This is a genomic window from Acidimicrobiales bacterium, assembly GCA_040219085.1.
Lineage (GTDB): Bacteria > Actinomycetota > Acidimicrobiia > Acidimicrobiales > JAVJTC01 > JAVJTC01.
On the sequence record JAVJTC010000042.1, the window covers coordinates 1 to 25,783 of the forward strand.

At 69.8% G+C, this 25,783-nt stretch carries 27 protein-coding genes and 1 pseudogene; 16 read left to right on the plus strand and 12 right to left on the minus strand.

The genetic code is table 11. The features are described 5' to 3' along the window. Positions 1 to 366: hypothetical protein (locus RIE08_17460; GenBank protein MEQ8719399.1), on the minus strand; the 366-nt coding region annotated here is incomplete at its 3' end. Positions 367 to 532: 166 nt separating this feature from the next. Here RIE08_17460 and RIE08_17465 point away from each other — a divergent pair. Then, positions 533 to 799, plus strand: a complete 267-nt coding sequence (locus tag RIE08_17465; protein MEQ8719400.1) for a WhiB family transcriptional regulator — start codon at positions 533 to 535, stop codon at positions 797 to 799. Between the two features lie 9 nt (positions 800 to 808). On the opposite strand, the gene selB is transcribed toward RIE08_17465, so the two are convergent. After that, positions 809 to 2,536, minus strand: coding sequence for a selenocysteine-specific translation elongation factor (gene selB / locus RIE08_17470; GenBank protein ID MEQ8719401.1), 1,728 nt, complete (start codon positions 2,534 to 2,536; stop codon positions 809 to 811). Positions 2,537 to 2,539: 3 nt separating this feature from the next. Next, entirely contained in the window at positions 2,540 to 3,838 is a 1,299-nt protein-coding gene (gene selA / locus RIE08_17475; GenBank protein ID MEQ8719402.1) for an L-seryl-tRNA(Sec) selenium transferase, read from the minus strand. An 81-nt stretch (positions 3,839 to 3,919) separates the two neighbouring features. Between selA and RIE08_17480 the strand changes: the two genes are divergently transcribed. Next, the gene (locus RIE08_17480) at positions 3,920 to 4,432 is read left to right on the plus strand and encodes an FxsA family protein (GenBank protein MEQ8719403.1); all 513 of its coding nucleotides are present in this window, start codon (positions 3,920 to 3,922) and stop codon (positions 4,430 to 4,432) included. After that, complete coding sequence (locus RIE08_17485; GenBank protein ID MEQ8719404.1) at positions 4,429 to 5,058, plus strand: hypothetical protein; 630 nt, start codon at positions 4,429 to 4,431, stop codon at positions 5,056 to 5,058. The genes RIE08_17480 and RIE08_17485 overlap by 4 nt, the downstream gene beginning before the upstream one ends. Before the next feature lie 48 nt (positions 5,059 to 5,106). Here RIE08_17485 and RIE08_17490 read toward each other — a convergent pair whose 3' ends face one another. Beyond that, positions 5,107 to 6,315, minus strand: a complete 1,209-nt coding sequence (locus RIE08_17490; protein MEQ8719405.1) for an Mrp/NBP35 family ATP-binding protein — start codon at positions 6,313 to 6,315, stop codon at positions 5,107 to 5,109. A gap of 41 nt (positions 6,316 to 6,356) precedes the next feature. On the opposite strand from RIE08_17490, the gene RIE08_17495 reads away from it, so the two are divergent. Next, positions 6,357 to 7,085 carry a helix-turn-helix domain-containing protein gene (locus tag RIE08_17495; protein MEQ8719406.1) on the plus strand — a complete coding sequence of 243 codons (729 nt, stop codon included), beginning with the start codon at positions 6,357 to 6,359 and terminating at the stop codon, positions 7,083 to 7,085. An 89-nt stretch (positions 7,086 to 7,174) separates the two neighbouring features. Continuing rightward, positions 7,175 to 7,492: an iron-sulfur cluster insertion protein ErpA gene (erpA, locus tag RIE08_17500; protein ID MEQ8719407.1), complete on the plus strand. Its 318-nt coding sequence runs from the start codon at positions 7,175 to 7,177 to the stop codon at positions 7,490 to 7,492. 7 nt (positions 7,493 to 7,499) lie between these two features. Here erpA and RIE08_17505 read toward each other — a convergent pair whose 3' ends face one another. After that, positions 7,500 to 8,369 carry a hypothetical protein gene (locus RIE08_17505; protein MEQ8719408.1) on the minus strand — a complete coding sequence of 290 codons (870 nt, stop codon included), beginning with the start codon at positions 8,367 to 8,369 and terminating at the stop codon, positions 7,500 to 7,502. Between the two features lie 73 nt (positions 8,370 to 8,442). On the opposite strand from RIE08_17505, the gene RIE08_17510 reads away from it, so the two are divergent. From RIE08_17510 to RIE08_17525, 4 genes are all read left to right on the plus strand, one after another. Next, on the plus strand, positions 8,443 to 10,008 hold the full coding sequence (locus tag RIE08_17510; GenBank protein MEQ8719409.1) for a 2Fe-2S iron-sulfur cluster-binding protein: 1,566 nt from the start codon (positions 8,443 to 8,445) through the stop codon (positions 10,006 to 10,008). A gap of 27 nt (positions 10,009 to 10,035) precedes the next feature. Beyond that, on the plus strand, positions 10,036 to 10,389 hold the full coding sequence (locus RIE08_17515) for a RidA family protein (protein MEQ8719410.1): 354 nt from the start codon (positions 10,036 to 10,038) through the stop codon (positions 10,387 to 10,389). 54 nt (positions 10,390 to 10,443) lie between these two features. Further along, positions 10,444 to 10,626, plus strand: coding sequence for a hypothetical protein (locus RIE08_17520; protein MEQ8719411.1), 183 nt, complete (start codon positions 10,444 to 10,446; stop codon positions 10,624 to 10,626). A gap of 96 nt (positions 10,627 to 10,722) precedes the next feature. Further along, entirely contained in the window at positions 10,723 to 11,493 is a 771-nt protein-coding gene (locus RIE08_17525) for a maleylpyruvate isomerase family mycothiol-dependent enzyme (protein ID MEQ8719412.1), read from the plus strand. 58 nt (positions 11,494 to 11,551) lie between these two features. On the opposite strand, the gene RIE08_17530 is transcribed toward RIE08_17525, so the two are convergent. Genes RIE08_17530 through RIE08_17545 form a run of 4 tightly spaced genes read right to left on the minus strand, consistent with a single transcriptional unit; the run spans position 11,552 to position 16,325 of the window. Continuing rightward, a complete protein-coding gene (locus tag RIE08_17530; GenBank protein MEQ8719413.1) occupies positions 11,552 to 12,526 on the minus strand; it encodes an NAD-dependent epimerase/dehydratase family protein in 975 nt (324 codons plus the stop codon). Next, positions 12,523 to 14,952, minus strand: coding sequence for an alpha/beta fold hydrolase (locus RIE08_17535; protein MEQ8719414.1), 2,430 nt, complete (start codon positions 14,950 to 14,952; stop codon positions 12,523 to 12,525). Before RIE08_17535 ends, RIE08_17530 begins: the two co-directional genes overlap by 4 nt. Next, positions 14,949 to 15,980: a 3-oxoacyl-ACP synthase III gene (locus RIE08_17540; protein ID MEQ8719415.1), complete on the minus strand. Its 1,032-nt coding sequence runs from the start codon at positions 15,978 to 15,980 to the stop codon at positions 14,949 to 14,951. The genes RIE08_17535 and RIE08_17540 overlap by 4 nt, the downstream gene beginning before the upstream one ends. After that, the gene (locus RIE08_17545) at positions 15,981 to 16,325 is read right to left on the minus strand and encodes a hypothetical protein (protein ID MEQ8719416.1); all 345 of its coding nucleotides are present in this window, start codon (positions 16,323 to 16,325) and stop codon (positions 15,981 to 15,983) included. It lies immediately after the preceding gene. Positions 16,326 to 16,332: 7 nt separating this feature from the next. Here RIE08_17545 and RIE08_17550 point away from each other — a divergent pair, with 7 nt between their 5' ends. After that, positions 16,333 to 17,508: an ABC transporter substrate-binding protein gene (locus tag RIE08_17550; GenBank protein MEQ8719417.1), complete on the plus strand. Its 1,176-nt coding sequence runs from the start codon at positions 16,333 to 16,335 to the stop codon at positions 17,506 to 17,508. Between the two features lie 70 nt (positions 17,509 to 17,578). On the opposite strand, the pseudogene RIE08_17555 reads toward RIE08_17550, so the two are convergent. Beyond that, positions 17,579 to 17,722 (minus strand): annotated as a pseudogene (locus tag RIE08_17555) (3-oxoacyl-ACP synthase III). Positions 17,723 to 17,770: 48 nt separating this feature from the next. Here RIE08_17555 and RIE08_17560 point away from each other — a divergent pair. Together RIE08_17560 and RIE08_17565 are read left to right on the plus strand one after the other, a co-directional pair. Next, positions 17,771 to 18,730: a DM13 domain-containing protein gene (locus tag RIE08_17560; GenBank protein ID MEQ8719418.1), complete on the plus strand. Its 960-nt coding sequence runs from the start codon at positions 17,771 to 17,773 to the stop codon at positions 18,728 to 18,730. A gap of 153 nt (positions 18,731 to 18,883) precedes the next feature. Then, positions 18,884 to 19,288, plus strand: a complete 405-nt coding sequence (locus RIE08_17565; protein MEQ8719419.1) for a hypothetical protein — start codon at positions 18,884 to 18,886, stop codon at positions 19,286 to 19,288. A 37-nt stretch (positions 19,289 to 19,325) separates the two neighbouring features. On the opposite strand, the gene RIE08_17570 is transcribed toward RIE08_17565, so the two are convergent. Further along, the gene (locus RIE08_17570) at positions 19,326 to 20,006 is read right to left on the minus strand and encodes a response regulator transcription factor (protein ID MEQ8719420.1); all 681 of its coding nucleotides are present in this window, start codon (positions 20,004 to 20,006) and stop codon (positions 19,326 to 19,328) included. A gap of 9 nt (positions 20,007 to 20,015) precedes the next feature. Then, on the minus strand, positions 20,016 to 21,359 hold the full coding sequence (locus RIE08_17575) for a glutamine synthetase family protein (protein ID MEQ8719421.1): 1,344 nt from the start codon (positions 21,357 to 21,359) through the stop codon (positions 20,016 to 20,018). Positions 21,360 to 21,908: 549 nt separating this feature from the next. Between RIE08_17575 and RIE08_17580 the strand changes: the two genes are divergently transcribed. From RIE08_17580 to RIE08_17595, 4 genes are all read left to right on the plus strand, one after another. After that, on the plus strand, positions 21,909 to 22,298 hold the full coding sequence (locus RIE08_17580; protein ID MEQ8719422.1) for a type II toxin-antitoxin system HicB family antitoxin: 390 nt from the start codon (positions 21,909 to 21,911) through the stop codon (positions 22,296 to 22,298). A gap of 81 nt (positions 22,299 to 22,379) precedes the next feature. After that, positions 22,380 to 24,089: an NAD+ synthase gene (locus RIE08_17585; GenBank protein MEQ8719423.1), complete on the plus strand. Its 1,710-nt coding sequence runs from the start codon at positions 22,380 to 22,382 to the stop codon at positions 24,087 to 24,089. Positions 24,090 to 24,091: 2 nt separating this feature from the next. Next, positions 24,092 to 24,625: a hypothetical protein gene (locus RIE08_17590; GenBank protein ID MEQ8719424.1), complete on the plus strand. Its 534-nt coding sequence runs from the start codon at positions 24,092 to 24,094 to the stop codon at positions 24,623 to 24,625. Between the two features lie 128 nt (positions 24,626 to 24,753). Continuing rightward, positions 24,754 to 25,689 (plus strand): sigma-70 family RNA polymerase sigma factor, encoded by a 936-nt coding sequence (locus RIE08_17595; protein MEQ8719425.1) that lies wholly within the window; start codon positions 24,754 to 24,756, stop codon positions 25,687 to 25,689. The last annotated feature ends 94 nt before the right edge of the window (positions 25,690 to 25,783 follow it).

The window sequence follows — 25,783 nt, forward strand, 5'->3', positions numbered from 1 at the left end:
ATCGGTGTCACTGCCGCCGGTGGTGTCGCCACCCGTGGTCCCGCCTGTGTCGCCGCCGCCGGTGGTGTCGCCACCGGACGTACCGTCGGTGTCCCCCCCGTCGGAACTGCCGTCGTCAGACGCCGACGCGTCGGACGAGGAGCCCGTCACGAGGTCCTGGTCGAAGCCGCCCCCGCCGTCCTGGGTGGAACCACCGACGTCGGCACCGTCGGGGCCACCCTGGCCCGCGTCGTCGGATCCACCCACGCTCTCGGTCAGGGAGGGGCGCTCGGTTCCGCTGCATGCGCCGGTCACGAGAACGAGCGCCACCAGCGCGGCGAGCAGGCCGGGCAGGGTCGAACGCGTCAGAAGTCCGCTTCTCGTCACCGTGTGCGCCTCCCGTCGGTGGGACCCCGACCAGCGGAACGGTAGCGGCTGGCTTCCGGACCGCGCCGTCGCGCGTTCTGCACCCTCAGGTCGTCTCGACCCATTTCCGGCCTTGTACGCCCGAGTGTGCGGGCGGTAGTGTCCGGAATCGAAGGGGGGTGACGACGTGAGCACGCTGACGTCGGAACAGACCTGGCAGGACAAGGCCGCCTGTAGGGGACCACAGGCGATCGTCTTCTTCCCGCCTGCCCAGAACGAGCGCAAGGACGAGAAGCTCGCCCGTGAGGAACGGGCGAAGGACATCTGTCGCGCGTGCTCTGTTCGTCCGGATTGCCTTGCCTACGCGCTGAGCATCCGGGAGCCTCACGGCATCTGGGGTGGGACGAACGAGGCCGAGCGCAAGCAGTTGATCGCCGGGGCCGAGAACAACTGAACTCCGGCCTCAGGTCGGATCTGGATCCGGAAGGCGGGGCCCGCCGATCCGCATGTCGCCGCGCCGTCGGGTGACCCCGGTGGCATCGAGGTGTCCCAGCAGCGGGACCGCGTACTTGCGGGTCGTTGCGAGCCGCTCACGGACCTCTGCAACGGTCACCCCGCCGGGTTGGTCAGCGAGCATCGAGGCGATGGTCCGCGCCGCGGCGTCGACGGCCTCGGCGGCGAAGGCGACACCGTCGAGGTCCACGACGATGCCGCGCCGGACGAACTCCCGCACGTGATCGCGCGGCACGTCGTCGGGTGCGGGAGGTTGGAAGGGCTCGGCGCGTAGCGCCGCGAGCCACGGGTGGTCCACGGCGATGTCGATCGCGTCGGCGGTGCGGGCGCGCCCCGCGTCCACCACGACCCCCTCCAGCCCGGCGACCAGGGCGCGTTCGGCCTCGTCGAGCGTGGAGAGATCCAGCCCGGTCTCGGCTGCGTCGGTCACAGCCGTGGCGAGTCCGGACTCGATGCGGGCGCGTTCGGCGGGGTCCAGGACCCAGCGGCCGACCGTCGCATCGACGCGCACCCCCGTGATCCGTTCGAGGTGGTCGACGTCCACGCGGCCCCTCTCGGCGATGACCCGCTCCACGCTGCGGTCGGGCCGGGCGCGCGCTGCCGCCATCACGGGCTCGACGTCGAGTATCTCGCCGCCGCCCACCGTCTCGGACCTGCCCGCTTCGCGCAGCACGAAACGGTCCCCCGGAAGGAGAGGCACGGCGACGGGAAGATGCAGCCGGACGGCGCCCGTGTCGCCGGGAAGGAGGGAATCGGGCCCGAGCACGCGGACCCGGACGGCGAACTCTCCCGAGCCGAGGTACGCGAGGTACGCGCCGCGTCGCGACACCTCGTGGTCCACCCCGTCGAGCACGGTCAGAGAGGCGTCCGCCACAGAGGTGAGATGCCACTGCCCCGGCTTCACGATGACGTCGCCACGGGTGATCTGGTCGTGGGAGATTCCGCCGAGGTTCAGCGCAACCCGCGCCCCCGGGTTGATCTTGGTGCGCGCTGCGTGGTGGCTCTGGATGTCGCGCACACGCACCGACGTGCCTCCCGGCAACACGACCATCTCGTCGTCGACGCGGATCCGGCCGCCCGTCAGCGTGCCCGTGACCACCGTGCCGGCGCCCTTCGCCGTGAACGCGCGGTCCACCCACAGACGCGGTCGTCCGATGTCGATGGCGGTCGGGGTCTCGTCGAGCATCGCGTCGAGCGCACCCCGAAGGTCGTCGAGGCCGGTTCCCGACAGTGAGTCGACGCCGACGACGGGAGCGTCGGCGAACGCGCTGCCCTCGAGGTGGGCGTCCACGTCGAGACGGGCGAGTTCCACCAGGTCCCGGTCCGCGATGTCGACCTTGGTGAGCGCGACCACTGCGTGACCGACACCGAGCAGCTCGAGGATGCGGAGGTGTTCCTCAGACTGGGGCTTCCACCCCTCGGTGGCGTCCACCACGAAGATGCACGCGTCCACTGCGCCGACCCCCGCGAGCATGTTGCGCAGGAACCGGACGTGGCCGGGAACGTCGATCACCCCGGCACGGCGCCCTGAGGGCAGTTCGAGCGCGGCGAACCCGAGGTCGATGGTCAGCCCGCGGGCCTTCTCCTCGGCGAGACGGTCGGGGTCGGTTCCGGTCAGGGCACGCACGAGCGTCGACTTGCCGTGGTCCACGTGCCCCGCAGTTGCGATGACGTGCACGGCTCAGCCCGCGGTGGTCGCGGCGACCGCCGCCGCGACCGTGGCGTCGTCGTCCGGGTGCACGGTGCGCAGGTCGAGATGGGTCGTGCCCTCGTGGACGCGGGCGATCACCGGCGGGCCGTCCGGGGACCACGACCGCAGCGCCGCGGTGCGGTCGCCGTCGAGGACGACACCGGCCGAGGGAATCTCGACCCCCGGCAGGGTCCCCCCGCCGACCACCGAGCTCAGCGCGGTCGGGGTGCCGCACCCGAGGCGTTCGGCGCGCTCTGTCAGCCCGTCGACGGGGAGGGTGGCCATGGCCCAGAACGGCACGGATGCGCCGTCACGCTCCAGGTAGCGCAGAGCGAGATCGTGCAGCGATGACAACACGAGTCCGCCGGGGCGGAAGGCCCGTGCGAGGGGATGGGCCGCGCAGCGGGCTACGAGGTCCGCCGATCCTGCGATGATTCCGGCCTGCGGCCCCCCGAGCAGCTTGTCGCCCGAGAACATGACGATGTCGGCACCGGCGGCGAGCGTCTGGCGGGCGGCCGGCTCGTCCGCCAACCACTCCGGCGGTCCACCCGGCAACCACGGACAGGCGGCGTCGAGAAGCCCCGAGCCGATGTCGGCCACGACGGGTACGTCGAGCGATGCGAGCTCTCCCACCTCGACGGACTCCGTGAAGCCGGTGATGCGGTAGTTCGACTGGTGGACCTTGAGGGCGAGCGCGACAGCGGCCCCGTCCCGCCCGAGGGTGCCGGCGTAGTCGGCAAGGCGCGTACGGTTGGTCGTCCCGACCTCGACGAGGGTGGCGCCGGAGCGTTCCATCACCTCGGGCACCCGGAACCCGCCACCGATCTCGACGAGTTCTCCCCGGGACACGGCGACGCCGCGCCCCTCGGCCAGCGCCGCGAGCACGAGCGTCACCGCCGCCGCACAGTTGTTGACGACGATCGCGGCCTCGGCTCCGCACAGGCCCGCGAAGAGGTCGCCGACCGCGTCCTGGCGCGAACCGCGCTGACCGGTCGTGAGGTCGAATTCGAGGTTGAGATACCGGGCGGCGTGTTCGGTCGGCCACGGAGCCCGTCCGAGGTTCGTGTGCAACAGGACACCGGTGGCGTTGACCACCGGCTGGAGCATCCGGCGTCGCCGCGCCAGCGCGAACCCGTGGGCTTCGTGGTGACGGCCCGCGGCGATCGATTCCCGGGCCGCCTCGACGAGCAACGGATGGGGGAGGCCCGTGTCGGCCAGAGACCGCGCGAGCGCGTCCACCGACGGCGGGCGCTCGGCCTCGGTCATGGGTTGGTCACGGCGTGGTCGCATGGTGGGTCATCGTCACCGCCCCATCGTACGAACGCCGTCGCCGTGGCGCCCACGACGACCGGCCTTAGGCTGGAAGTCCCTATGTTCGGCCTGCTGGTGATCCTGTTCCTCGTGGTCCCCATCGTCGAGCTGTTCGTGATCGTCAAGGTCGCCGGCTCGATCGGTGTCCTCGAGACCATCGGTGCCCTCGTAGCGGTGTCGATCGTGGGGGCATGGCTGGTCAGACGCCAGGGAGTCGCGATCTGGCGGCGCGCGCAGCGCGAGATGGCGTCGGGGCAGATGCCCGACAAGTCGCTCCTCGACGGCCTCCTCGTCCTCATGGGCGGAGCGCTGCTGCTGACCCCCGGGTTCGTGACCGACGCGGTCGGCCTCCTCGCCGTGTTCCCACCGACCCGTGCCGTCGTACGCACGGGCCTGCGTAGGCGTTTCGCGCGTCGGATCACCATCGTCGGCAACGCCGGCGCGGGCTTCGGCCCCGGTCCCAGCCGCCGCTCCCGGCCCGGTTTCATCGACGTCGACGAAGTCGACCTGCGCCGTGACGACAACTCGCCCGCTGACCGCTCCGTCGGCCTTCCCGGAGACGACCACTCATGAACATCCAAGAAGAAGAAGAGATCCCACGCGAAGAGATCATCCCCGGGGTCGCCCGGGCGTTGAGTCCGCTCGTGCGCCGCATCCTGGTGCCCGGTGGCAGCGACGAGCGTGGGACCAACACCTACCTGGTCGGCATCGACGAGATCGCCGTGATCGACCCGGGTCCCATCCACGCCGACCACCTGATCGCCATCTCCGGGTGCGGCGGCGACTGTCTGCGTTGGGTCATGGTGACCTCGGGTGACCCCGATGCCGCCGAGGGCGCCAAGGCGCTCAAGGAGGAGACGGGTGTGGACATCCTCGTGCCGTCCTGGATCACCGGTGTCGAGGCCGACCGTCATCTCGAACTCGGCGAGACGCTGCTCGGTACGGAGTTCCGCCTCACGATCCACGATGTCGCCGGCTCACCGGAACCTCGCGCCATCTACCACCTGGAGGAGGAGCGCACGCTCCTCGTCGGAGACCTGCTCTGCGAGGACGAGGAGACCGAGGAGATTCGTCCCGACGGTCCGACGAAGGAACTCGGCCCTGCGCTCGCGTTGTCCAAGGGTCTGCGGATCAAGCGCATCGCGCCGTTGCACGGTCACACGATCGAGGACCCGGGGCCCTTCCTCAACTCGCTGTAGGGAGTGGTACCCGGGGTCCGTCCCCGAGTTGCGGCGAGCGGGCCGCCTTCAGCCGATCGTCACCCCGGACTCCGATTCACCCGGGTCGCCGGAGCGGAGTCGGTTCACGACCTCGTCGGTGGCCTCCATTATCCGCGCGCTGCAACCGGCCATGTCGATCGGCGGGGCGACGTCGTCCGCGAGGCGGTCAGCGATCGCCCGCAGCTCGACGGCTGCGGGGCCGTCGCCGAGCGCCACCGGGTTACCCGAGTCGCCACCGTGTGAGACAGCACCGTCGATCGGGATGCGGCCGAGCAGGGGGACCTTCAGGTCCTCCGACAGGTGCTCACCGCCGCCGGAGCCGAACAGCTCGTAGACGTTGCCTTCCTCGTTGACGAACGCCGTCATGTTCTCGATGACGCCGATGACCCGCAGGTAGTTCGCGCGGCCCATGTTGGCCACCCTCACGGCGACCTTCTGTGCGCTCAGGGCCGGGGTGGTGACGACGATCATCTCGGCCCGCGGTAGGAGTTTGGCGATGCCCATCTGGACGTCGCCGGTACCCGGTGGCATGTCGACGAGCAGGTAGTCCATCTCTCCCCAGCGGACGTCCTCGAGAAAGTGGCGCACCGCCCGGTTCAAGATGAGGCCTCGCCACATGAGGGCCTGTTCCTCGTTCTCCACGAGGAAGCCCATGGAGACGACCTTGAGGAGGCCGTCGCCGATGCGTCGTTCGTTGGGGCGGATCTTCTTCTCGCCGTCGACGCCGGCGAGTCGGCCGTCGACGCCGATCATGCGCGGGACGGAGAAACCCCAGATGTCCGCGTCCAGGACGCCCACGGTGAAGCCGCGGGCGGCGAGGGCCGCCGCGAGGTTGACGGTGACCGAGGACTTGCCGACGCCGCCTTTGCCGGAGGCGATGAGCAGGACGCGGGTCATGAGGGAGATCTCGGTGTCGGGCGCCTCGCGTGCGATGTTGCGGCGCGCCCGGTCCATGACCTGGGACTTCTCCTCCTGGCTCAACTCGGTCCAGTCGATCTTCACGTCCGCCACGCCGTCGAGTTCGCCGACGCGGGTACGGACCTCCTTGCGGATCTCGGCCCGCAGCGGACACCCCATGGTGGTGAGCGCGATCGTGACCGTTACGACGCCGTCGTCGATGGTGACGCCCTTGGCCATTCCCAACTCGACGATGTCGCTGCCGAGCTCCGGGTCGATGACGTTCCGCAGGATCGCCGTGACCGCGTCGGGAGTGACAGGTGCGGCGGTGTCGGTCATGGATGAATATTACCGGCGCAGCCCGTGTATTCTTGTGTCCCGTGAGCAGTTCTCCCGACGTGGCGTCGGCCCCCCGTCGTGATCCGGCAGTCACCGGACCTGACGCGCCCGGCCGTCCCCGAACCAGCCTGGACCTGCTCAAGACCCTGGGCGACAACACCCGCTATGCGATCTACCTCGAGATAGCGCGGTCCTCTTCACCGCGATCGACCGCCGACATCGCCGAGGCGCTCGACCTCCACGCAAACACGGTGCGACCCCACCTCGAGCGGATGCGCGACGTCGGTCTGCTCGAGGTGCACACCCTCGCAACGGGATCGGTCGGCCGGCCCCAGAACCGCTACGCCCTCGCTCCGGGCGCGCCGTCGCTCGGGCTCGAACCGCCGCTGTTCCCGATGCTCGCCGGGATGCTTCTGACGCTCGCCGCCGAGGCGGGCGTCGACGACCGTGAGGCCATCGGCATCGGCCGGGTCCAGGGCCGCGAGGACGCTCGCCGCTGTGCGCCCGGGGGCCGCTGTGTCGACGACCTCGTCGCGAGACTCGGCGAGCTCGGCTTCGACCCCGAGCGCGTCGACGACGACACCGGCGCCACCATCGGATTCGCCCACTGCCCGTTCGCGAGCCTCGCCGAGGCGAATCCCGAGGTGATCTGTGGAATCCACCGTGGGCTCGTCGAGGGTTTCGTGGACGAGCACCGCGGCGCCTCCGTCGCACAGTTCCGCACGCTCGTGGACCGACAGCCCTGCCAGGTCGACGTCGTGTCGACATGACGGCCACGGGAAGGTTCGCGCGCCGCGATGCGTTCGAACCCGTGACATCTCACCGCTACGCTGAACCCCAGACCGACTAGGAGCCACCCATGATCACGCTCACCGACAGTGCCGCCAGCAAGGTCGGCGAACTCATCGCCGCCGAAGGCGACGAGGGCCTCGCCCTGCGTGTCGCCGTCCGCCCCGGTGGATGCTCGGGCTTCAGCTACGAGATGTACTTCGACACCGACCGTGCCGAGGACGACCAGACCCTCAGCTACGGGGACGTCGCCGTCGTCGTGGACCCGTCGAGCGCGATGCTCCTCGAGGGGGCGACGCTCGACTACAAGGACGGTCTCGAGGCGGGGTTCGCCATCAACAACCCCAACGCGCAGCGCACCTGCGGCTGCGGCCAGTCCTTCAGCTGAGCTGAGCTCACAGCGCCGTGGCGAGCGCCGCGGCGAGGTCCGACCTGTCGAAGGTGAAGTCCAGTCGCGCCGTGACCGTGCCGGTCGCGTCGGCGACGACGAGTGACGGCTCGAAGCGCAGGTCGTAGATCCGCATGACCTGGGTGAGCAGGTCCTCGGTCTCCACCCCGTCATCGAAGAGCCGCTGCGGGTCCGTGTAGACCTCGCCGTGCACGAAGGTGAAGGCGGCGAAGTCAGCCGAGACGTCCATCAGCAGGTCGACGACCGGGCCGCAGATGTCGGTGAGGCAGAACCCCGGTGTCGCCACCAGTAGGGCTGTAGGGCCCGCAGCGGCGATCGCATCGGTCAGCGTCACCTCGTGGAAGGGACACGGCTCGGCCCGGGTGCAGATCGGGTCCACACCCGCCGGGTCGGCGAACGTGGGCGTCTCCACGGGTCGGATCGCCTCGCCCACCTGGACGAGGCCCACGTCGGCGGCGTCGACGACGTCGAATCCTGCGATCAGTGGCAGACCGTCAACCGTCGTGCGGGCCTCGTGGCGTCCGGTGGCCCCGGCGACGATCTCGACGGGGTAGTACGGCGTGATGATCCCCTCCGAGCGCAGCGGTGCCGTGACAGTGGTGAGCACGGCACCGTCCGGTCCTGCGATCTCGATGTCGATCGTGGTCGGTGCGCCCTCCGTGAACGGGGCGACCTGCCCCGATGACAGGTCCGACACGACGAAGGGCAGTCGCTGGGGGATTCCCGCGACGGTCGCGGCCGGGAACCGGTCGCCGGCGGCGAAGCCGGGCCGCAGGAGAAGCTGCGGCCCCGCGGGTGCGGCGTCGTCGTCGCCCCCGCCACATCCGGACAGGGTGAGCGCGCCGACGGCGCCCATTCCGGCGGCTCCGAGGACGAATGAACGACGAGAGACTCTTCGCGACACGGGGCGTCAACGTATCCTCACGCCGATGCCAACGGACCGCGCCCTGCAATTCGTCGTGGACGGTGACCAGATGTCCGTCCCCGATGACGGCGCCTCGCTGCTCGAGGTCCTACGGGACCGCCTCGGGATCCGCTCTCCCAAGGACGGCTGCAGCCCGCAGGGGCAGTGCGGCTGCTGCACCGTCCTCGTCGACGGTCAGGCCCGGGTGGCGTGTGTGACCCCCGCTCGGCGCGTGGCGGGCCGCGAGATCACCACCCTGGACGGTATGGACGAGGCCACCCGTGCGGAGTGGGCCGACGCGTTCACCGCATGCGGTGCGAGCCAGTGCGGCTTCTGCACGCCAGGGATCATCGTCCGCCTCGAGTCGCTGCGTCGTCGCGACGGCGACCTCACGGACCGCACGTCGGTCGACAGGGCGCTCGCGGCCCACCTGTGCCGCTGTACGGGCTGGAACTCGATCCGCGAAGCCGCCATCGTCGTCTCCGGCGGCGACCTGGCCCGTGGTGACCAGAGCGGCGGCGGACCTGCGCGTGACCTGGAAGCAGCGTCGCTGCGGGCCGCCATCGAGGGACGGGGACCCCAGCGCGTCGCTGCGGATGTCGCCCTCGGTGCCGGCGGGTTCGCGGACGACAGTGCTCCGTTGGACGCCCTCGTCGCGGTCCCCGACGGTGCCGGCGGCTGGTCGGTCGCCGAGACGCTGGCGGCCGCGCGGGCCCTGTCGGGCAAGATCCAGGGTCGGCGGACGACGGTTCCACCCGCCCCGCCGCTCGAGGTTCCACCGGGGGACTGGGCGGTGACACTCGCGACGAGTTGGGTCGAACCGGCCTACCTGGAGGTGGACGCGTCCTGGTGTGAGCCTGGGGGAGAACCGGCCAGCCCACTCGCCAACGGCGGGGCGTTCGGAGGGAAGTCGACGTCGCCGCTGCCGGAGGTGGCGCGCCGACTCGCCGACGAGCACGGCCGGGCGGTGAGGGCTCTGTGGGCCCGCGAAGACGTCGTGCGTGAGGGTCCGAAGCGTCCCCCGGTATCGGCGGGCCTCGACGCCGACGGTGGTGGGATCGTCCGAGTCGTGGAGACGCCCGGGGTGGCGGCCACGATCGCCGCTGTTCTGCCCGCGGTGACCGTGGAACCGTTGACCGTCGCCGGTCCGCCGACGTCGCTGCACCTGCGGGCGGCCGGTCTCGCCGAGGCCCACGCTCTCGCGTCCGCCCTCGCCGGGCGGCCACTTCCGTTCCGCACGGTCGACGGGGCCGTGGCCGAGGCGGAGGCGACGGACGGAAGGATCGTCGTGCGGGTCTCGTGTGGTGACCCACTCGACGAGATCGTGCTGCGCTCCTACTGCGTGGGCGCTGCGCACATGGCGTGGTCCATGGTGACCTCTGAATCGCTGTCGGTGGCCCCCGACGGCACGATCGGTGATCTCACCGTGCGTTCCTTCGGCATCGTCAGGTCGGCCGACATGCCACCGGTCGACGTGGAGATCCTCCCGTCCGACGGTCGTCCGGTGAACGGCTCCGATGCCGTCTTCGTCGCCGTCACCTCGGCGGCATGGGCCGCCCGGGGCTTCGGCCCCACCTGGCCCACCGGCTGAGTCGCGGGGCTGCGCTAGCTTCGACCCATGTCCAAGCCCGTCGGTCCGTATTCACCCGTCGTCGTCTCCGGGGAGTGGATCATCTGCTCCGGTCAGGTGGGCATCCGTGACGGCGCTCTGGTGGAGGGTGGGCTCGAGGCGGAGACCCGTCAGGCGTTCGAGAACCTGCGGTCGGTGCTCGCGTCCGTCGAGGCCACGCTCGACGACGTCGTCAAGACCACGGTGTTTCTCGCCGACATCGACGACTTCGCAGCGATGAACGCCCTGTACATCGCGCAGTTCGGTGACCACAGGCCCGCCCGCTCCGCGATCCAGGCCGGTGCCCTGCCGCTCGGTGCGGCCATCGAGATCGAGGCGTGGGCCCGCCGGGAGTCGTCCTGAGTCGGTAGGGCGTTGCGTTCGGCGTCGGGACTCCGCGTGCGCCACAATGGACCCATGGCCGGAGCAGTGGTGATGATCGTCGTCCTGGTGTTGATGCCCGTCGGCATCTTGATGTCGGGAGCCGTCGGCGCCGCCCTGCTCGGGTGGCTGGTCAAGTCCGAGGTCGACACCCGCTATGAGGGCCACGAGCTCCTCGAACTGTCCGAGCACCCCGTCCCGGAGCCCGACGGGACCTGACCCGGCCTCTGCGAGGGGCGCTCCGTCCCTCGTCGGTGGGAGTTGCGTTCGCGGTCCGAGGGGTCGACCCGCCGGGCCATGGATGGGGGAGCTGTCATGGACGTGGCGGACTACATCGGTTTCGTGGCATCGGAAGGTGAGAGGTTCGCCGCTGTCGCCGAAAAGGGTCCCCTCGATGTCGACATCGCGACCTGTGAGGGCTGGGACATGCGCGAACTCGTCCGCCACGTCGGCCTCATCCACCTGTGGGCCGCGGCGAACGTCGCTTTCCCGGCAGATCGGTGGCTACGCGTGCGTGACCTACCGGACCTCGCCGGACATTGGCCGGACCTGGCGACGGCGTGGCCCGACGACGCGAACCTGGTCTCGTGGTACCGCGACACCCACGCGAACCTGATCGGGGTCCTCGAAGCGGCCCCCACAGATCACCGCTGCTACACGTTTCTACCGGCGCCCTCGCCGGTGTCGATGTGGGCACGGCGCCAGGCGAGTGAGATCGCGATCCACCGCTTCGACGCGGAAGTGTCGCGGGGCGTTCCGTCACACTTCGCCCCGGCTTTCGCAGCCGACATGCTCGACGAACTCCTCTCGGGCTTCGCCACCCGGCACATGAAGCTGCCCGTGGAGCGCGAGGTCCTGCTCCACGTCCACGCGCTCGACGTCGACGAGCACTGGCACCTGACGGCCGACGCCGAGGGGATCGCCACGGCCCGCAGCGGCGGCGACGCCGATCTCACCGTCACCGCCCCGGCCGCCGACCTGTACCTGCTGATGTGGAACCGGGGGACCGGTGCGGGGGTCGATCTGAGTGGCGACGCCGAGGTGATGGACCTCTGGCGTGACAACTGCCACGTCCGCTGGCGATAGCGCCGGGTGGACCCCGCGGGCCATCGCCGGAGAGTCAGAAGAACTGAACGCCCCGTTGTCAGGCCGGCTGATCGGCGAATGACGCCGCGAGGCGGGCGAACCCCTCGTCGAGTCCCACCGCCGGCGTCCAGCCGAGAGCGGACCGGGTCTCGCGCTGGTCGAACCAGTGCGCCGTCGACAGTTGTTCGGCCAGGAACGACGTCATCGGCGGGTCGTCGGTTCGGTCCAGGGCCCTCCACGCGCGTTCCGCCACTGCGCCGACTCCGACGGCCACCGCGCGAGGTACGTGCAGTGAGGGAGGTGGCTCCCCGGCGGCCCCCAGGATCCGAGCGACGATCTCGCCGACCGTGCGGGGCTCGCCGTTCGAGACGACGAGCGCCCGACCCCCGAGCGACGTCGCCTTCGTCGACGCGGCGACGAGCGCGTCGGCGGCGTTGTCGAGGTAGGTCGTGTCGATGAGGGCGAGACCTGAGCCCACGAGCGCGAGGCGCCCGGCCCTCGCCCGCTCGACGATGCGGCCCACGAGCTGGGTGTCGCCGGGCCCCCACACGAGGTGCGGGCGGATCGCAACGACCGCGAGGTCCGCAGTTGACGCCGCGAGCGCGGCGATCTCCGCCGTCGCCTTCGTGACGGCGTAGTCCCCCCGGGCCCCCGACGGATCCGCTGGGGCTGCCGGGGCACCGACGAGTGGTGTGCCCGAGTGGGCCACCGACGGCGTCGAGACGTGCACCACCGATCCGGCGCCCGCGGCCCGGGCCGCGTCGAGGACGTTCCCGGTCCCCGCGATGTTGACGCGCTCGAACTCCTCCCGGGGTCCCGTCACGGCGACCCGCGCCGCGAGGTGGACGATCTGATCGTGGCCACGCGCCGCTGCGCGGACGGCGGCGACGTCGCCGATGTCGCCGCGGATCTCCGCAAGATCCAGGCCGCTCGCCGACCGCTGGAAGACGGTCACCTCGTGGCCAGCCTCGCTGAGACGTCGCGCCGTGGCGGCGCCGAGGGCGCTCGTCGCGCCGGTGACGAGAATCCTCACGGTGAGCCGACCCGGCCACCGGCGAGCACCCGTGTGGCCCACGTGGCGATTCGGGTGCGGTCGATCTTGGAGTTGTGGCGACGGTCGACGGGGAGCTCCTCGACGTCGAGCACGGCGGCGAGAGGGATCTCCACGAGGGCGCGCAGCTCGTCGAGGAGCGTCGTCGTGATCGTCGCCGTCGTCACCACCACGGCGACGGCGACCTGCGTACCTTCGGGTCCGACTCCGACGACCGCGGCGCGTTCGACCGCCGGGTGGTCCTCGAGGGCGAACTCGGTGGCGACGGGCATGACAGGTCCCTCCGCTGTCCAGATGACGTGACCCAGCCGCCCGCCGACCCAGAGCCGACCTTCCGTGTCGACGGTCCCGACGTCACCGGTGCGGTGCCATCCGCCGGGTGCCGTCGCCGCCCGGGTGGTCGCCGCGAGGCGGTCGTACCGTTCGCGCATGTGCGGGCCGCGCACGAGGATCTCCCCGCCGTCGTGCGCTCCGTCGAACGGCTCGATCCGCACGTCGACGCCGTCGATCGGCCGTCCGACGCAGATCCCGTCGCCCCGCCCGACCTCACGGAGCTCGTCGAGGCCGATGTCGGCCACGGGGAGCATCTCGGTCATTCCGTAGGGGGTGTGGGCGTCCGCGTGGGGCATCAGAGAAGCGGCCTCCGAGAGCAGGCTGGTGCGGACGGGAGCGCCGGCGGACAGGATGAGGCGGACCTGGGCCAGCGCCTCGCGGTGTGCGTCGGACAGCTCGGATGCTGTGCGGACGACCGACGCGAGCGCCGCCGGGGATGCGAACACGACGGTGGCCTCGACGGCCGCTACCGCCTCTGCGAGGACCTTTGCGGTGAGGCTGCCGGGCTCGGTGGGGTCCATGTCGGGCACGGCGGTCGTCATTCCCAACGCAGGTCCGAAGAGAGCGAACGGTGCGAAAGCCGCCACGAGCCGGTCGTCGGGCGTCAATCCGTACAACGAACCGATCGCGTCGCGTTGCGCCTGGATGTGGCGGTGGCGGTACACAACGCCCTTGGACGGTCCGGTTGACCCGGAGGTGAAGACCACTGCGGCCGTCGCCTCGTCGTCGGGCGGCGGAGGAAGCGCACCCGTGCCGCCTGCGACGGCGTCAGCGGGAATCCGGTGCGCCTGCCAGCCGAGGGCACGGGCCGCCACGAGGGCGCGGGGGATACCGACGAGATGGTCCGGGCCGGCTGCCGCGAACGCCCGCCCCATTCCCCGGGGTCCGAGACCGGCGTCGATGAAGACCGCGCACGCTCCCAGTCGCCAACAGCCGAAGAGCGCCAGAGTGAGATCGACGCCGGGGGGAACCATCAGCGCCACCCGGTCACCGGGTTGGACACCGTGGGCGGCGAGCCCTGCAGCGGCACCGTCGACGCCGCTCTCGAAGTCCTCGAACGAGAGGGTGTGACCGCCGCCGCCCAGTTCGACGACGGCCGGCCCGGTCGCCGCGTCGGGGGGAGGTCGCCAGATCGGCCGGCGCTTCACGGGGCCGGCCGAGGATGGCGCAGGCTGCGGCGTCGCCATCCACGAGAACAGCGTCGTGGTGAAGTCAGGGTGCTCGGTGCTGTAGTGGCCCGCATCGGGGATCCGGTGGACCTCGGCGGTGGGGAGCCGTCCCTCGAGGTCGTGGAGATGGATGTCGGAGAAGACCCGGTCTTTCGCCCCCCAGAAGATCAGCGCCGGGAGCCCGTCGAGGGATTCGAGGGACCCGGCGACGTCGTCGAGGGTCTCGGCGCTCTCGTGTGAGGGGTCCAGCGGGATGTCCTCCACGAAGTCCCGGATCCCATGTCGGCGTGCACGGGTGCGGTACGGCGAGAGGAAGGCGTCGAGGACCGCAGCGTCGAGGCGCGGTGGGGACATCGCCCAGGCTCCGCGGATGAACGCCGTGGTGTGCGACGTGATCCACGGTGTCACCGCGGACCGGCGCGCGAGCCGGATGAGGCCGGGAGCATGGGCGCCGGCGGGCTGGTGTACGGCCGTGTTCGCGAGTGCGATGCCCGTGAGCTGCCCGCGATGACGGGCGGCCCACCCGAGGCTGATCGGCCCTCCCCAGTCGTGGCCGACGGTGACGACCGGACCATCGAGGCCGAGGAAGTCGGTGAGGTCACCGAGGTCTTCGATGCGCCTCGCGAGTTGCCGGACCGCCCCGGTCCGCTCGGACCAGCCCATCTCGAGGTGGTCGGGGGCGATCACGCGCACGCCGGGTGGCGCATCGTGCAGGACACGGCGCCACAGGTAGCTCCACGAGGGATTGCCGTGGACGCACAGCACGGTCAGCTCGGGGTCGACGACCCCGTTGTCGAGGACGTGCCAGGTGTGGGTGCGTCCGTCGCTGCCCGGGGCGTCGACCACCCGGGACCACTCGGGGCGGAGCCCCGGAAGCGGGCCCGGCCGGGTGGCGCCGGGGTTCACCAGATCAGTTCGATCGTGGCCACGTTCAGGCCCGAGCCGATTCCCATGCACAGGACCCGTTCGCCCGGTGCGATGTCGTCGGCGATGCTCGCCAGCGTGAACGGGATGGATGACGGGCCGATGTTTCCGAACATGGGGAAGGTGGTCGGGATGCGGTCCGCGGGGAGGTCGAGTGCGGTGACTATCGCCTGGGTGTGCACCTTGGAGACCTGGTGCAGGATGTAGTGGTCGATCTGGTCCCGCCAGTGCTCGTGACCGATCTCGCTCCAGCAGGTCGATGCCAGCTTGGTGGCGGCTTCGAGGAGGGCCGCCGTGTCGGTCCTCATCCCGTCGAGGGACCCGACGCAGAGTTCGTGGTGCACGGTGTCGGCCCGGAAGAAGCCGCCGAGGACGCGATGACTTCCGGGGTGGGCGGAGTGAGGGCCGAGAACCGCGGCGGTGGCCCCGGACCCGAGGGTCAGCGACGCGAAGCTCGCGAAGAGGTCCTCGGTCGTGGCGTCGTCGGCCAGGAGCCGGCGGATCGTGTTCTCGTGGAGTTCGCGAGAGCCCTCGCCGTCGACGATCAGCGCATATTCGACGACACCGGACGCGATCATCGCGCCCGCGACCTGGATGCCATTGAGGAAACCGAGACAAGCGTTGGAGAGGTCGAAGTTGATGCAGGTCGGAGGAAGGTCGAGCTCCGCGTGGACCGCCACCGTGCTCGACGGTTCGAGGAACTTCCGGCACACGCTCGTGTCGATGACGAGACCGATGCGCGAGGTCGGTACGCCGGACTCTTCGAGCGCGCGGCGTCCCGCCATTGCGGCGGCGTCGGTGAACGAGACGTCCTCGGGCCAGTAGCGGCGCTCGATGATTCCGGCGACGGACTCGAGGAGCCCGGGGCGGGTTCCGAGGCGTTCGTACAGCGGGGCGAGACGCTCGTCGATCTCGGCTGACGTGACGACGATGGGCGCCTCGCACCTGGTGAGGGACATGACCCCCAGATCGTCGAATGCAAAGTCGGCGTTTCCGGTCGAGGGCATCATTCAGGTTACCTGCGCGGGGTCGCCGAAGCCGCCGACCGGTGTCAGGTCGTTGCCGGAGACCAGGACGGGGGTCGCTATCGTCGCCGGCGTGTTATGGAACCAGGGTTCTTGCAGGACGTTGCTCGTCGCAGTCTTCGCGTTGATCGCCGCCGCGTGCGGAGGCGGTGGCGATGGCGGAGGTTCCGAGGAGAATGCCGCCAACACGCCGACCGAGGTTGCGGTCACGACCCCCTCGCCGACGCCAGAACCGACAGCCACGGCGACGCCGACAACGGAACCGACGCCGGAGCCCACACCGACGCCAGAGCCGACGCCGGTATTCGATGGCGTCTGTGGTTCGCTCACGACCGACGTGCCGTCAGGGGTCGATCTCGGCGCCGGCGTGGTCACGCTCGCGACGTTCCTGCCACTGAGTTTCGATCCATCCGTCCGATCGAGTCGGGCCTTCGAGGCGGGGATCCGTATGGCCCTCGACGACGCGAACGCGGCCGGCGGCGTGGACGGGTGCACGTTCGATCTCGTCGTGGCCGACGGTGGCTTCGATCCCGAGGACAGCCTGGCGGCCGCCCCTCTGCTCACGGAGGAGGTCGGGCCCTATGCCGTCCTGGAGCAGTTCACGGCCTCCACCTACGCACCGGACGTCTGGCGGGTGTTCTCGGCCGCCGGGGTGATCTCCTGGGACCACTCGTCAGGGACCCTTCCTCAGACGGCCGACGTCTACCTGGTGGATCCGCTGCAGTCCGAGCAGATCCGGGTGTGTGTCGACCATCTCGCTGCATCCGACGCCCGCCGGTTGGCAGTGGTCGGACCCGCCTCGAACCCGGTCTACACCTCCCCGTTCGCTCCCGCGGGTCTCCAGTCGGCGGTCTCGGGTATTGAGACGACCGAGGTCCCGCTCCACCCGTTCTCGGTCTCGCCCCTTGACGATCCGACCGTTTCGGCTGCGAGCGTTGCGGACGCTGTGGAGGCGATACTCGGATCAGATCCGGATGCGGTCGTGATCAACGTCATGTACCCGACGTTGCTCGAGGTGGTCGCGGCCCTGCGCAACGCCGGGTTCACCGGTCCGGTCTGCACCACGCGCGCCGGCGCCGTCGCCAACGCGAACAGCGACGCTTTCGTGGGCGAGCCCGCGGACGCGACCGACGGTCTCCTCGCCGCGACCGACATGGCCCTGCCCGACCTCGACGACCCGGGCGTCGACGCCTGGCGTGAGCGTGCGAGCGCGTACACCGGTCCGGGAGCCGAAGAGGCGTCGAGCCAGTTCAGCCTGAACGCGTACTACTCGACCCTGGCGTTCCTGGACGTGTTCGACCGACTGGACGGGGACCTGTCACACGCGTCGTTCGAGGCCGCGGCCGAGTCGACCGGCGAGGACCCCCTCGACTACGGGGCGATCGGCCGGGTCCAGTGTGGCGAGGGCCCGGCCGGCCATGCGTGCGGACGTGGCGCTGCGATCGTGCGCTACGACGCGGCGACGAACCTCTGGTCACACGTCGAGGGATTCGTGCTTCCGGCTGACAACTAGCCCTGCTGCGGCCCCGGTCGCCGTCGGATGTGCACGTCGACGGTGCGTGCGTCGCCGAAGTAGTCGTAGCCCCGCTGGAGCCTTCGCCGTCGACGATCAGCGCATACTCGGCGACACCGGACGCGATCATCGCTCCGGCAACCTGGATGCCGTTGAGGAAATTGAGACACGCGTTCGAGAGGTCGAAGTTGATGCAGGTCGGAGGGAGGTCCAGCGCCGCGTGGAGTCGGAACCATCTGAGGGCCCGGTGCGTTGGTAACGCATGACGATCGACACCCCGACTCCTCCAGCGACCAGCCGCGACGACGCTGCTGCCACCGACTCTCTCGTGCGACGGCTGATCGGCCGGATCACCCGCTTCGAGATCCTCGTCGGCGCAGTCATCGCGGCGTTCATGCTCCTGCTCGTCATTCTCGAGCCGGACATCCTCGAGGCCCCGTTCGAGAACGAGCGGACCGTCCTGTTCACCGTCGGCGGGTCGGCCCTCGCCGCGGTCGCATTCGTCGCAATGCTGTGGTTCCGCGTGCCTGCGGTCCTACGGGTGATCGTCCTGGTGGTGCCGTTCGCGATCGTCAACTGGTGGCTGCTCTCGCCGTACTTCATCGACGACGTGGTCGACGAGAGTTTCTCGACCTCGATCGCCGCGCAGTTGGCCGACGACGACGAGACTCCTGCAGCCCCCGCGGCGCCCGGCCCTGAAACCGGCGAGGAGCCGACGACCGACCCCACGCCGCCGGCGACCGACACTTCTGTACCCGCTGCGCCGGTCGACGAGGAACCGACCACGCCGGCGGACGAGTCGACCACCGGAGAACCGACGGTCGAGGAGGAGCAACCGGCGGCTTCACCGGCCGAGGAGGAACCACCCGCTCCGCCACCGGGACCCGTGCTGCTCGGTGCCGGTAGCTTCGTCGGGCTCGCCGGACACGACGGGACCGGCGATGCGGGCATCTTCGAGAACCCCGACGGTTCGCTCGTGCTGCGCTTCGAGAACTTCGACATCCAGAACGGTCCCGACCTCGAGGTGTACCTCGTGCCGGGGGCCGACCAGACGTCGCTGTCCGACGGTTCGATCCATCTCGGGGCGCTGAAGGGCAACGTCGGCGACCAGAACTACGAACTGCAGGGCACCGAGCTCGCGCCGGGCGCCTACACGGCGCTTGTGTGGTGCGAGGCGTTCAGCGTCGAGTTCGTCGGCGCCACGATCGTCGTGGGCGCCTGAGGGGCCTTCGTCGCCGGGCGACGATGACGTGCACCTGCCGTCGGCCGCGGCCTGTCAGTGGTCCGCTTCTGGAGGCCCCGTCTCCGGGCGGCGGCGCACAGTTCCCGGTCGGCGCCGGCCCCTACTTCCGTCCGGGTTGGCTACCTTGCGCTGATGGCCGAGGAACTGAGCGACGAGGAGCTCGGCGGTGCTGCGGCGGGCGACCTGAACGTCCTCGCGATCCTGATGCTCGTCGGTTCGATCGCGTTCTCGCTGGTCAACTGGTGGGTCGGCACGATGGGCTGGATCGCCGTTGCACTCACCGTCTCCGGCACTCTCACCTGGTCGATCGGTCTGCTCCGGCGGTCCGCTGTCACCGCAGCGTTCGTCAAGGTCGGATTCGGGTTCAGCGGCCTGGCCGCGCCGCTGATCGGGATCGCCGGGCTGGTCGTCGGCATCGTCGGCTACACGTGGGGCTGGGCCGTGCTCAGCGGTGCGGTCGTCTACTTCGCGTTCTCGGTGCTCGGCCTCGAGATCATCGCCCGCGCCGAAGAGGCCGGCGTCCTCGACGAGATCTGACGGGTGGCTCAGGGGCGAGTCGGGTTCGCGACGTGGACTAGGGGGCCCAGCGGGACTGGCCGAACTTGTAGCCCACCGAGCGCACTGTCTGGATCAGACCGGCGTGCTCCTCGCCGAGCTTGGCCCGCAGGCGCCGTATGTGGACGTCCACGGTGCGGGCGCCGCCGAAGTAGTCGTAGCCCCACACCCGGCTGAGCAGCGTCTCACGGGTGAAGACCTTTCCCGGGTGCGAGGAGAGGAACTTCAACAGCTCGTACTCCATGTAGGTCAGGTCCAGCGGACGGTCGCCCATCGCCGCCTGATAGGTCTCCAGGTTCAACACGAGTTCGCCGTACTCGATGACCTCGGGTCGGGTGCCCTGGCCGGCACGCCAGAAGCAGTGACGCAGGCGGGCCTCGAGCTCACGGGGGTGGAACGGCGTGAGGCAGAAGTCGTCGAAGAGGTCGTTGCGGTGTTCGAGGTCCTCGAGTTGGCGACCGGTGACCAGAAGCATCAGCGGCGCCAGGGGAACATCGCGCTTGCGTAGCGTGCGACACAGGGCGAACGCCCCGTCGGGGTCCTCGTCCGCGACGATCAGCGCACCCACCCAGCCGTCGGCCGGTTCGTCGGCATCGGCGCCGGTTGCGTCGGAGACGGCCTTCCACGAGTAGCCGGCCAGATCCAGTGTCTGCGCGAGCTCAGGAGGAGCCGGGTCGGGGAAGACGAGAAGTGGTTCCATGGTCAGGGGTCACCAGTTCGGCAGGTAGCGCTCGATCTCGAATGGCGTGACCCTGCGCTGATAGGCCGCCCACTCTGCCCGCTTGTTGCGCAGGAACCACTCGAAGATGTGATCGCCGAGTGCAGCGCGCACGAGTTCCGATTTCTCCATCTCGTCGAGGGCCTCGGTCAGCGATCCGGGCAGCGGCGAGATCCCGACCTCGCGGGCGGCGCGCCACGACAGCGTCGACAGGTCCACGTTCGCCTCGTCGGGCAGTTCGTAGCCTTCGGCGACACCCTTGAGACCAGCGGCCAACAGCACCGAGTAGGCGAGGTACGGGTTGGCCGCCGAGTCGAGCGCCCGGTACTCGAGGCGCCGGGAGGCGTCCTTGCCGGACTTCGCAACCGGCAGGCGCACGAGTGCCGAGCGGTTGTTGCGGGCCCAGGTCACGAACAGTGGGGCCTCGTCGCCCATGACGAGCCGCTTGTAGGAGTTGACGAGCTGGTTCGTGACCGCCGACATCTCCCGGGCGTGGCGTAGGAGCCCCGCCATGAAGGAACGGCCGACCTCGGAGAGGCCGTAGGGGTCCGACGCGTCGTGGAACGCGTTGCGGTCGCCCTCGAACAACGAGAGGTGGGTGTGCATACCCGACCCCTGCACCTCGTCGAGGGGTTTGGGCATGAACGTCGCGTAGATGCCCGCCTCGAGGGCGATCTTCTTCACGATGAGTCGCAGCGTCATGACGTTGTCGGCCATGTCGAGCGCCTCGGTGTAGCGCAGATCTATCTCGTGCTGGGACGGCGAGTCCTCGTGGAACGAGTACTCGACGGGGATCCCCATCGCCTCGAGGTTGTGGATGGTCTGCTTGCGGACGTCGTTGGCGATGTCCGCCGTGGTCAGGTCGAAGTACGAGGCGCGGTCGAGGGGCTCGGGCGGGGAGTACGGGTCGTCGTTGCGGAAGTAGAAGAACTCGATCTCGGGGGCGGCGAAGAACGTGTAGCCCTGCTCGCGGGCCTGGGCCAGGTTTCGCTTGAGCACCCCACGGGGGTCGCCCTTGAACGGTTCGCCGTCGAGGCCGACGATGTCGCAGAAGATGCGGCCGACGGGTTCCGTCACCGGGGCCCACGGGAGAAGCTCGAAGCTGTTGGCGTCGGGCATGGCCAGGACGTCGGACTCGGTGACCCGGCTGAAGCCGTCGATGGCCGACCCGTCGAACTGCATGCCCTCGGAGAACGCGCTCTCGAGTTCGGCGGGGGATATGGCGACCGACTTCAACTGTCCGAGCACGTCGGTGAACCAGAGCCGGATCAGCCGTACGCCGCGCTCCTCGACCGTGCGGAGGACGTATTCCTCTTTGGGTTCCACGCTCGTCATGCTCGCACCTGTCTCGGCGTGCCACTCAGGAGGCACCGCGTTTCACACGGCGTTCACAATGGGCAACGGTCAGCAAGTCGTCAGGATCGCCAGTGTGCCCGGCTGGAGGCCATGAACTCCACCCCGTCCCGTGAGCAGCGGTCCGAGACGAGGAAGATCCCATTCACGTGAGCACTCCCAGAGTGGTCGCTTGGTGCCGGGCGACTTCGCAGCTCGATCCGACCCACCGGATCCGGGGCGCGGCGCCGCTGACCTGAGTGCCTACGCGCCCGGTCGCGAGGACCTTCGGCGGTGGCCGACTGTCGTCTAGTTCCATTGACGGTCGAGCGTTCAGTACGGTAGACACCGAGCCGTGACCGCTCGACAACTAACCAGAGCACTTCGTCGCCTCGGCTGCGAGGTGGTCCGCCAGAAGGGCAGCCACCAGATCTGGCGATGTGGCGAGTGCCAGACGGTGGTGCCGGTTCACTCCGGCGACATACCCAAGGGAACGCTCCGCAGTATCGAGCGGGACCTCGACTCCTGCCTCGGCCCGAATTGGCTCCAATCATGACCACCTGCACCGCCCGCTACGAACGAGACGCCGAGGGCAACTGGCTGGCCGAGCTCGCCGAGGAACCGCGCGTCCACACCTGGGCGCGCAGCCTCGCGACCACCCGGGCCAAGATCCGTGAGGCCGCCGAGCTGTGGTTCGACATCGACGAGCTCGTCGTCATCGACGAGTACCCGACGTGGGTCACCTCGCCCCTGGATCTCGCCCTACCTGCCCGCGAGGAAGCCGAGAGGGTCCTCGAAGCGGCGGCGACTGCGACCCTCGAAGCGGTTCGCGAACTCACCGACAACGGGCTCTCACGCCGAGACGTCGCCGACCTGCTCGGTATCTCCTTTCAGCGGGTCCAGCAGTTGGTCGACCAGGCGCAGCGCGCTGCCCCAGCATGACCACCCACGCCGGCGAGATGACCGGATCGAGCTTGCAGCAACGGGCCGGGCACGGTGGCCGGGTCCCATTAGCCTGAGGGCGTGTCATCGGTCGACGAGAACGGGCGCCTGCGGGTAGCGCTGTGCCAGCTCGACGGGGTCGTCGGCGACCTCGACGGCAACGTCGAACGGATCTCGGCCGCGCTCGACACAGCGACGGCCGCAGGCTGTGATCTCGCCGTGTTCCCCGAGTTGGCCATCTCGGGGTACCCGCCCGAGGATCTGCTCCTGAAGCCGCGCTTCGTCGCGGACTGCGCGTCCGCCCTCGAGAAGCTGGCCCAGCGCACCGGCGACTGTGTTGCCGTCATCGGTTCACCCCACAGTGACGATCGCGGCGTGGCCAACGCCGCGGCGGTCTGTGCCCGGGGTGGCGTCGTCGGGATGGTCCACAAGACGAACCTCCCCAACTACGGGGTGTTCGACGAGGAGCGCTACTTCGTCGCCGGTTCACCGGACACGCTCTTCTCCGTCGACGGGATAGTGGTCGGCATCTCGATCTGCGAGGACATGTGGGTCGACGATGGCGCCGTAGACCGCCTCGTGGCCGCGGGTGCACGCATGATTCTGAACCTGAACGCGTCGCCGTTCCGCGCGGGCAAGCACGACCGTCGCCTCGAGGTCGCCCGCCGTCGACTGGCCGGAGCCGGCGTCCCACTCGTCTACGTGAACACGGTCGGGGGGCAGGATTCGCTGGTTTTCGACGGCACCTCGTTCGTGCTCGACGCGGTCGGCGAGGTCGTCGCCCGCGCGAAGCGCTTCGCGGAGGACGTCCTGGTCGTCGACGTGGAGGCGGGCGCGGCCCGGCCCACTCTCCTGCCCGTCACCGAGGTCCCGGCGACGCGTCTCTCCACCGCGTCGGCGCCTTCGGCTCCCCGCCACGAGGAACTGACCGGCGGCATCGCGGAGATCTACGACGCGGTGGTGTGCGGTACCCGCGACTACGTGCTCAAGAACGGATTCGACAAGGTCTGCATCGGACTGTCCGGCGGCATCGACTCTTCGGTCGTCGCCGTGGTGGCCGCGACCGCGCTCGGGCCCGCAGCGGTGCACGGGATCCTGATGCCGTCGCGGCACTCCTCGGACCACTCGGTGGACGACGCCCTCGCCCTGTGTGAGAACCTCGGCATCACCCACGACGTCGTGTCCATCGAGGCCGCGCACACCGCCTACGAGGCGATGTTCACCGACCTCTTCGGCGACCGCGATCCCAACCTCACAGACGAGAACCTGCAGTCCCGTCTGCGCGGTGTCCTGCTCATGGCCGTGGCCAACGAGAACGGCTGGCTCGTGCTCACCACGGGCAACAAGAGCGAGTTGGCGGTCGGCTACTCGACCCTCTACGGCGACACGGCCGGCGCCTTCGCCGTGATCAGCGACGTGTGGAAGCTCGGTGTCTACGAGCTCGCACGTGAACACAACCGCCGGGCCGGCAGCGAGGTGATCCCGGTCACGGTGATCGACAAGGCACCGTCGGCCGAGCTGCGACCCGACCAACGCGACGACCAGTCGCTGCCTCCCTACGAGGTCCTCGATCCTGTGCTCGAGGCGCTCGTCGAACACGACAAGACGCCCGCGGACCTCGTCGCCGAGGGACACGAGGCGAGCTTCGTGCACCGCATCGCCCGTCTCGTCGACATCGCCGAGTACAAGCGGCGTCAGAGCCCGCTGGGGCCCAAGGTCAGCGCTAAGGCGTTCGTGCGTGACCGACGCATGCCCATCACCAACCACTACCGCGGCGTCGGCGGACGGTGAACGTGCACCTTCCCATCGAGGAGGCCGCAGACGCGTGCGGGGAGATGGTCTGGATCTGCGACGCCCTGTTCACGACGTGGGGTCGGTGGTCGACCGACGAACCGGACCCCGCCGCGCGGGTCCACTGGGCGGTCGCATCGCGTCGCCACGGCACGTGGGCCCCCGCCTGGCGTGACCTCCTGCCTACCTCACCGCAGCTGGACGCGCCGACGCGAATCCGCGGGGCCGAACCGTGGCAGGCGGTGTTCGGCGACCTCGACGGCGCAGACCTCGACACAGCCACCCGGCTCGCAGTCGCGGCCGACGTCGTCCTGCCCGCGCTGCATGCCGGGCTGGAGGCGCTGCTCGCGGGATCCGGTGAGATCGCCGACGCGCCGATGCGGCGCGTGATCCGCGCGCATTTCGCGGACGTGGAGGACGAGACGTCGAGCGCCGCTGCGCTCGTGGCCCCGCTCGCAGCCGGTGTGGACGGGGATCGGGTGGCCGCTGTGGCGGCCCATATAGCCGACATGGGCCCCTCGGGTGGTGACGCTTGACCGCATCGGTATGGTGTCACCAGGTTATCCCCGGAAGGGGTTCGCGACCGGGTGGGTTCGGTTCGGCAGCGTCGCCGGACGGCATTCACCGGTGGCTCGGGTAGCGACAGAACGCGAAAGGCTGCAGTGTGCCGAAAGAGCGTGTCGAACGAGACGAAGAGGATCTCGTACGCCTCTATCTGACCGACATCGGCCAGTACCCACTCCTCACCAAAGAGGACGAGGTCAGACTGGCCCAGGAGATCGAGGCGGGCAATGCAGGGCGCGAGGAAATGGCCGCCGAGGAGTCCCCTACCGCGGCGCGCAAACGTGAACTGCGCCGCACCATCCGCCGCGGCGAAGAGGCGGAACGCACCTTCGTGCAGTCCAACCTGCGCCTCGTCGTGTCGATCGCCAAGAAGTACCAGGCCTCCGGTCTGCCTCTCCTGGACCTGATCCAGGAGGGCAACCTCGGCCTGATGCACGCCGTCGAGAAGTTCGACTGGCGCAAGGGTTTCAAGTTCTCCACCTACGCCACCTGGTGGATCCGCCAGGCCATCACCCGTGGCATCGCGAACACCGGTCGCACGATCCGCCTGCCCGTCCACGCCGGCGACACACTGGCCCGCCTCCAGAAGGCCCGGGCCCGCCTGGAGATCAAGTACGGCCGCCCGGCCACACTCGCCGAGTTGTCGGCAGAGGTCGAGATGCCCGAGGACAAGGTGACCGAGGCCCTGCGCTTCGCCGCCGAGCCGCTGTCGCTGTCGGAGCCGTTGCGCGAAGACGGCGACGCGGAGCTTGGCGACGTGGTCGAGGACCGCAGCGCCGATTCCCCCTTCGAGGTCGCTGCCACGTCGCTGCTGCCCGAGGAGATCGCTCGCCTGCTCGCTCCTCTCGACGAGCGTGAGCGTGAGATCCTGAAGCTCCGGTTCGGTCTGGACCGCGGTGAGCCCCGCACCCTCGAAGAGGTGGGCGAGCACTTCAACCTCACCCGGGAACGGATCCGCCAGATCGAGGCCCGGGCGATGTCGAAGCTGCGCCATCCCTCTTCGGACACGGGAGCGCGCGACCTTCTCGCCGTCTGAGACGGCCGGTTCCCGGGCGCACGCCCGGCGTGGAGGTGTACGAGTACCTGGTGGGCTCCCCCGCCTTCAAAGCGGGTGGGACGGGCGATCCCCG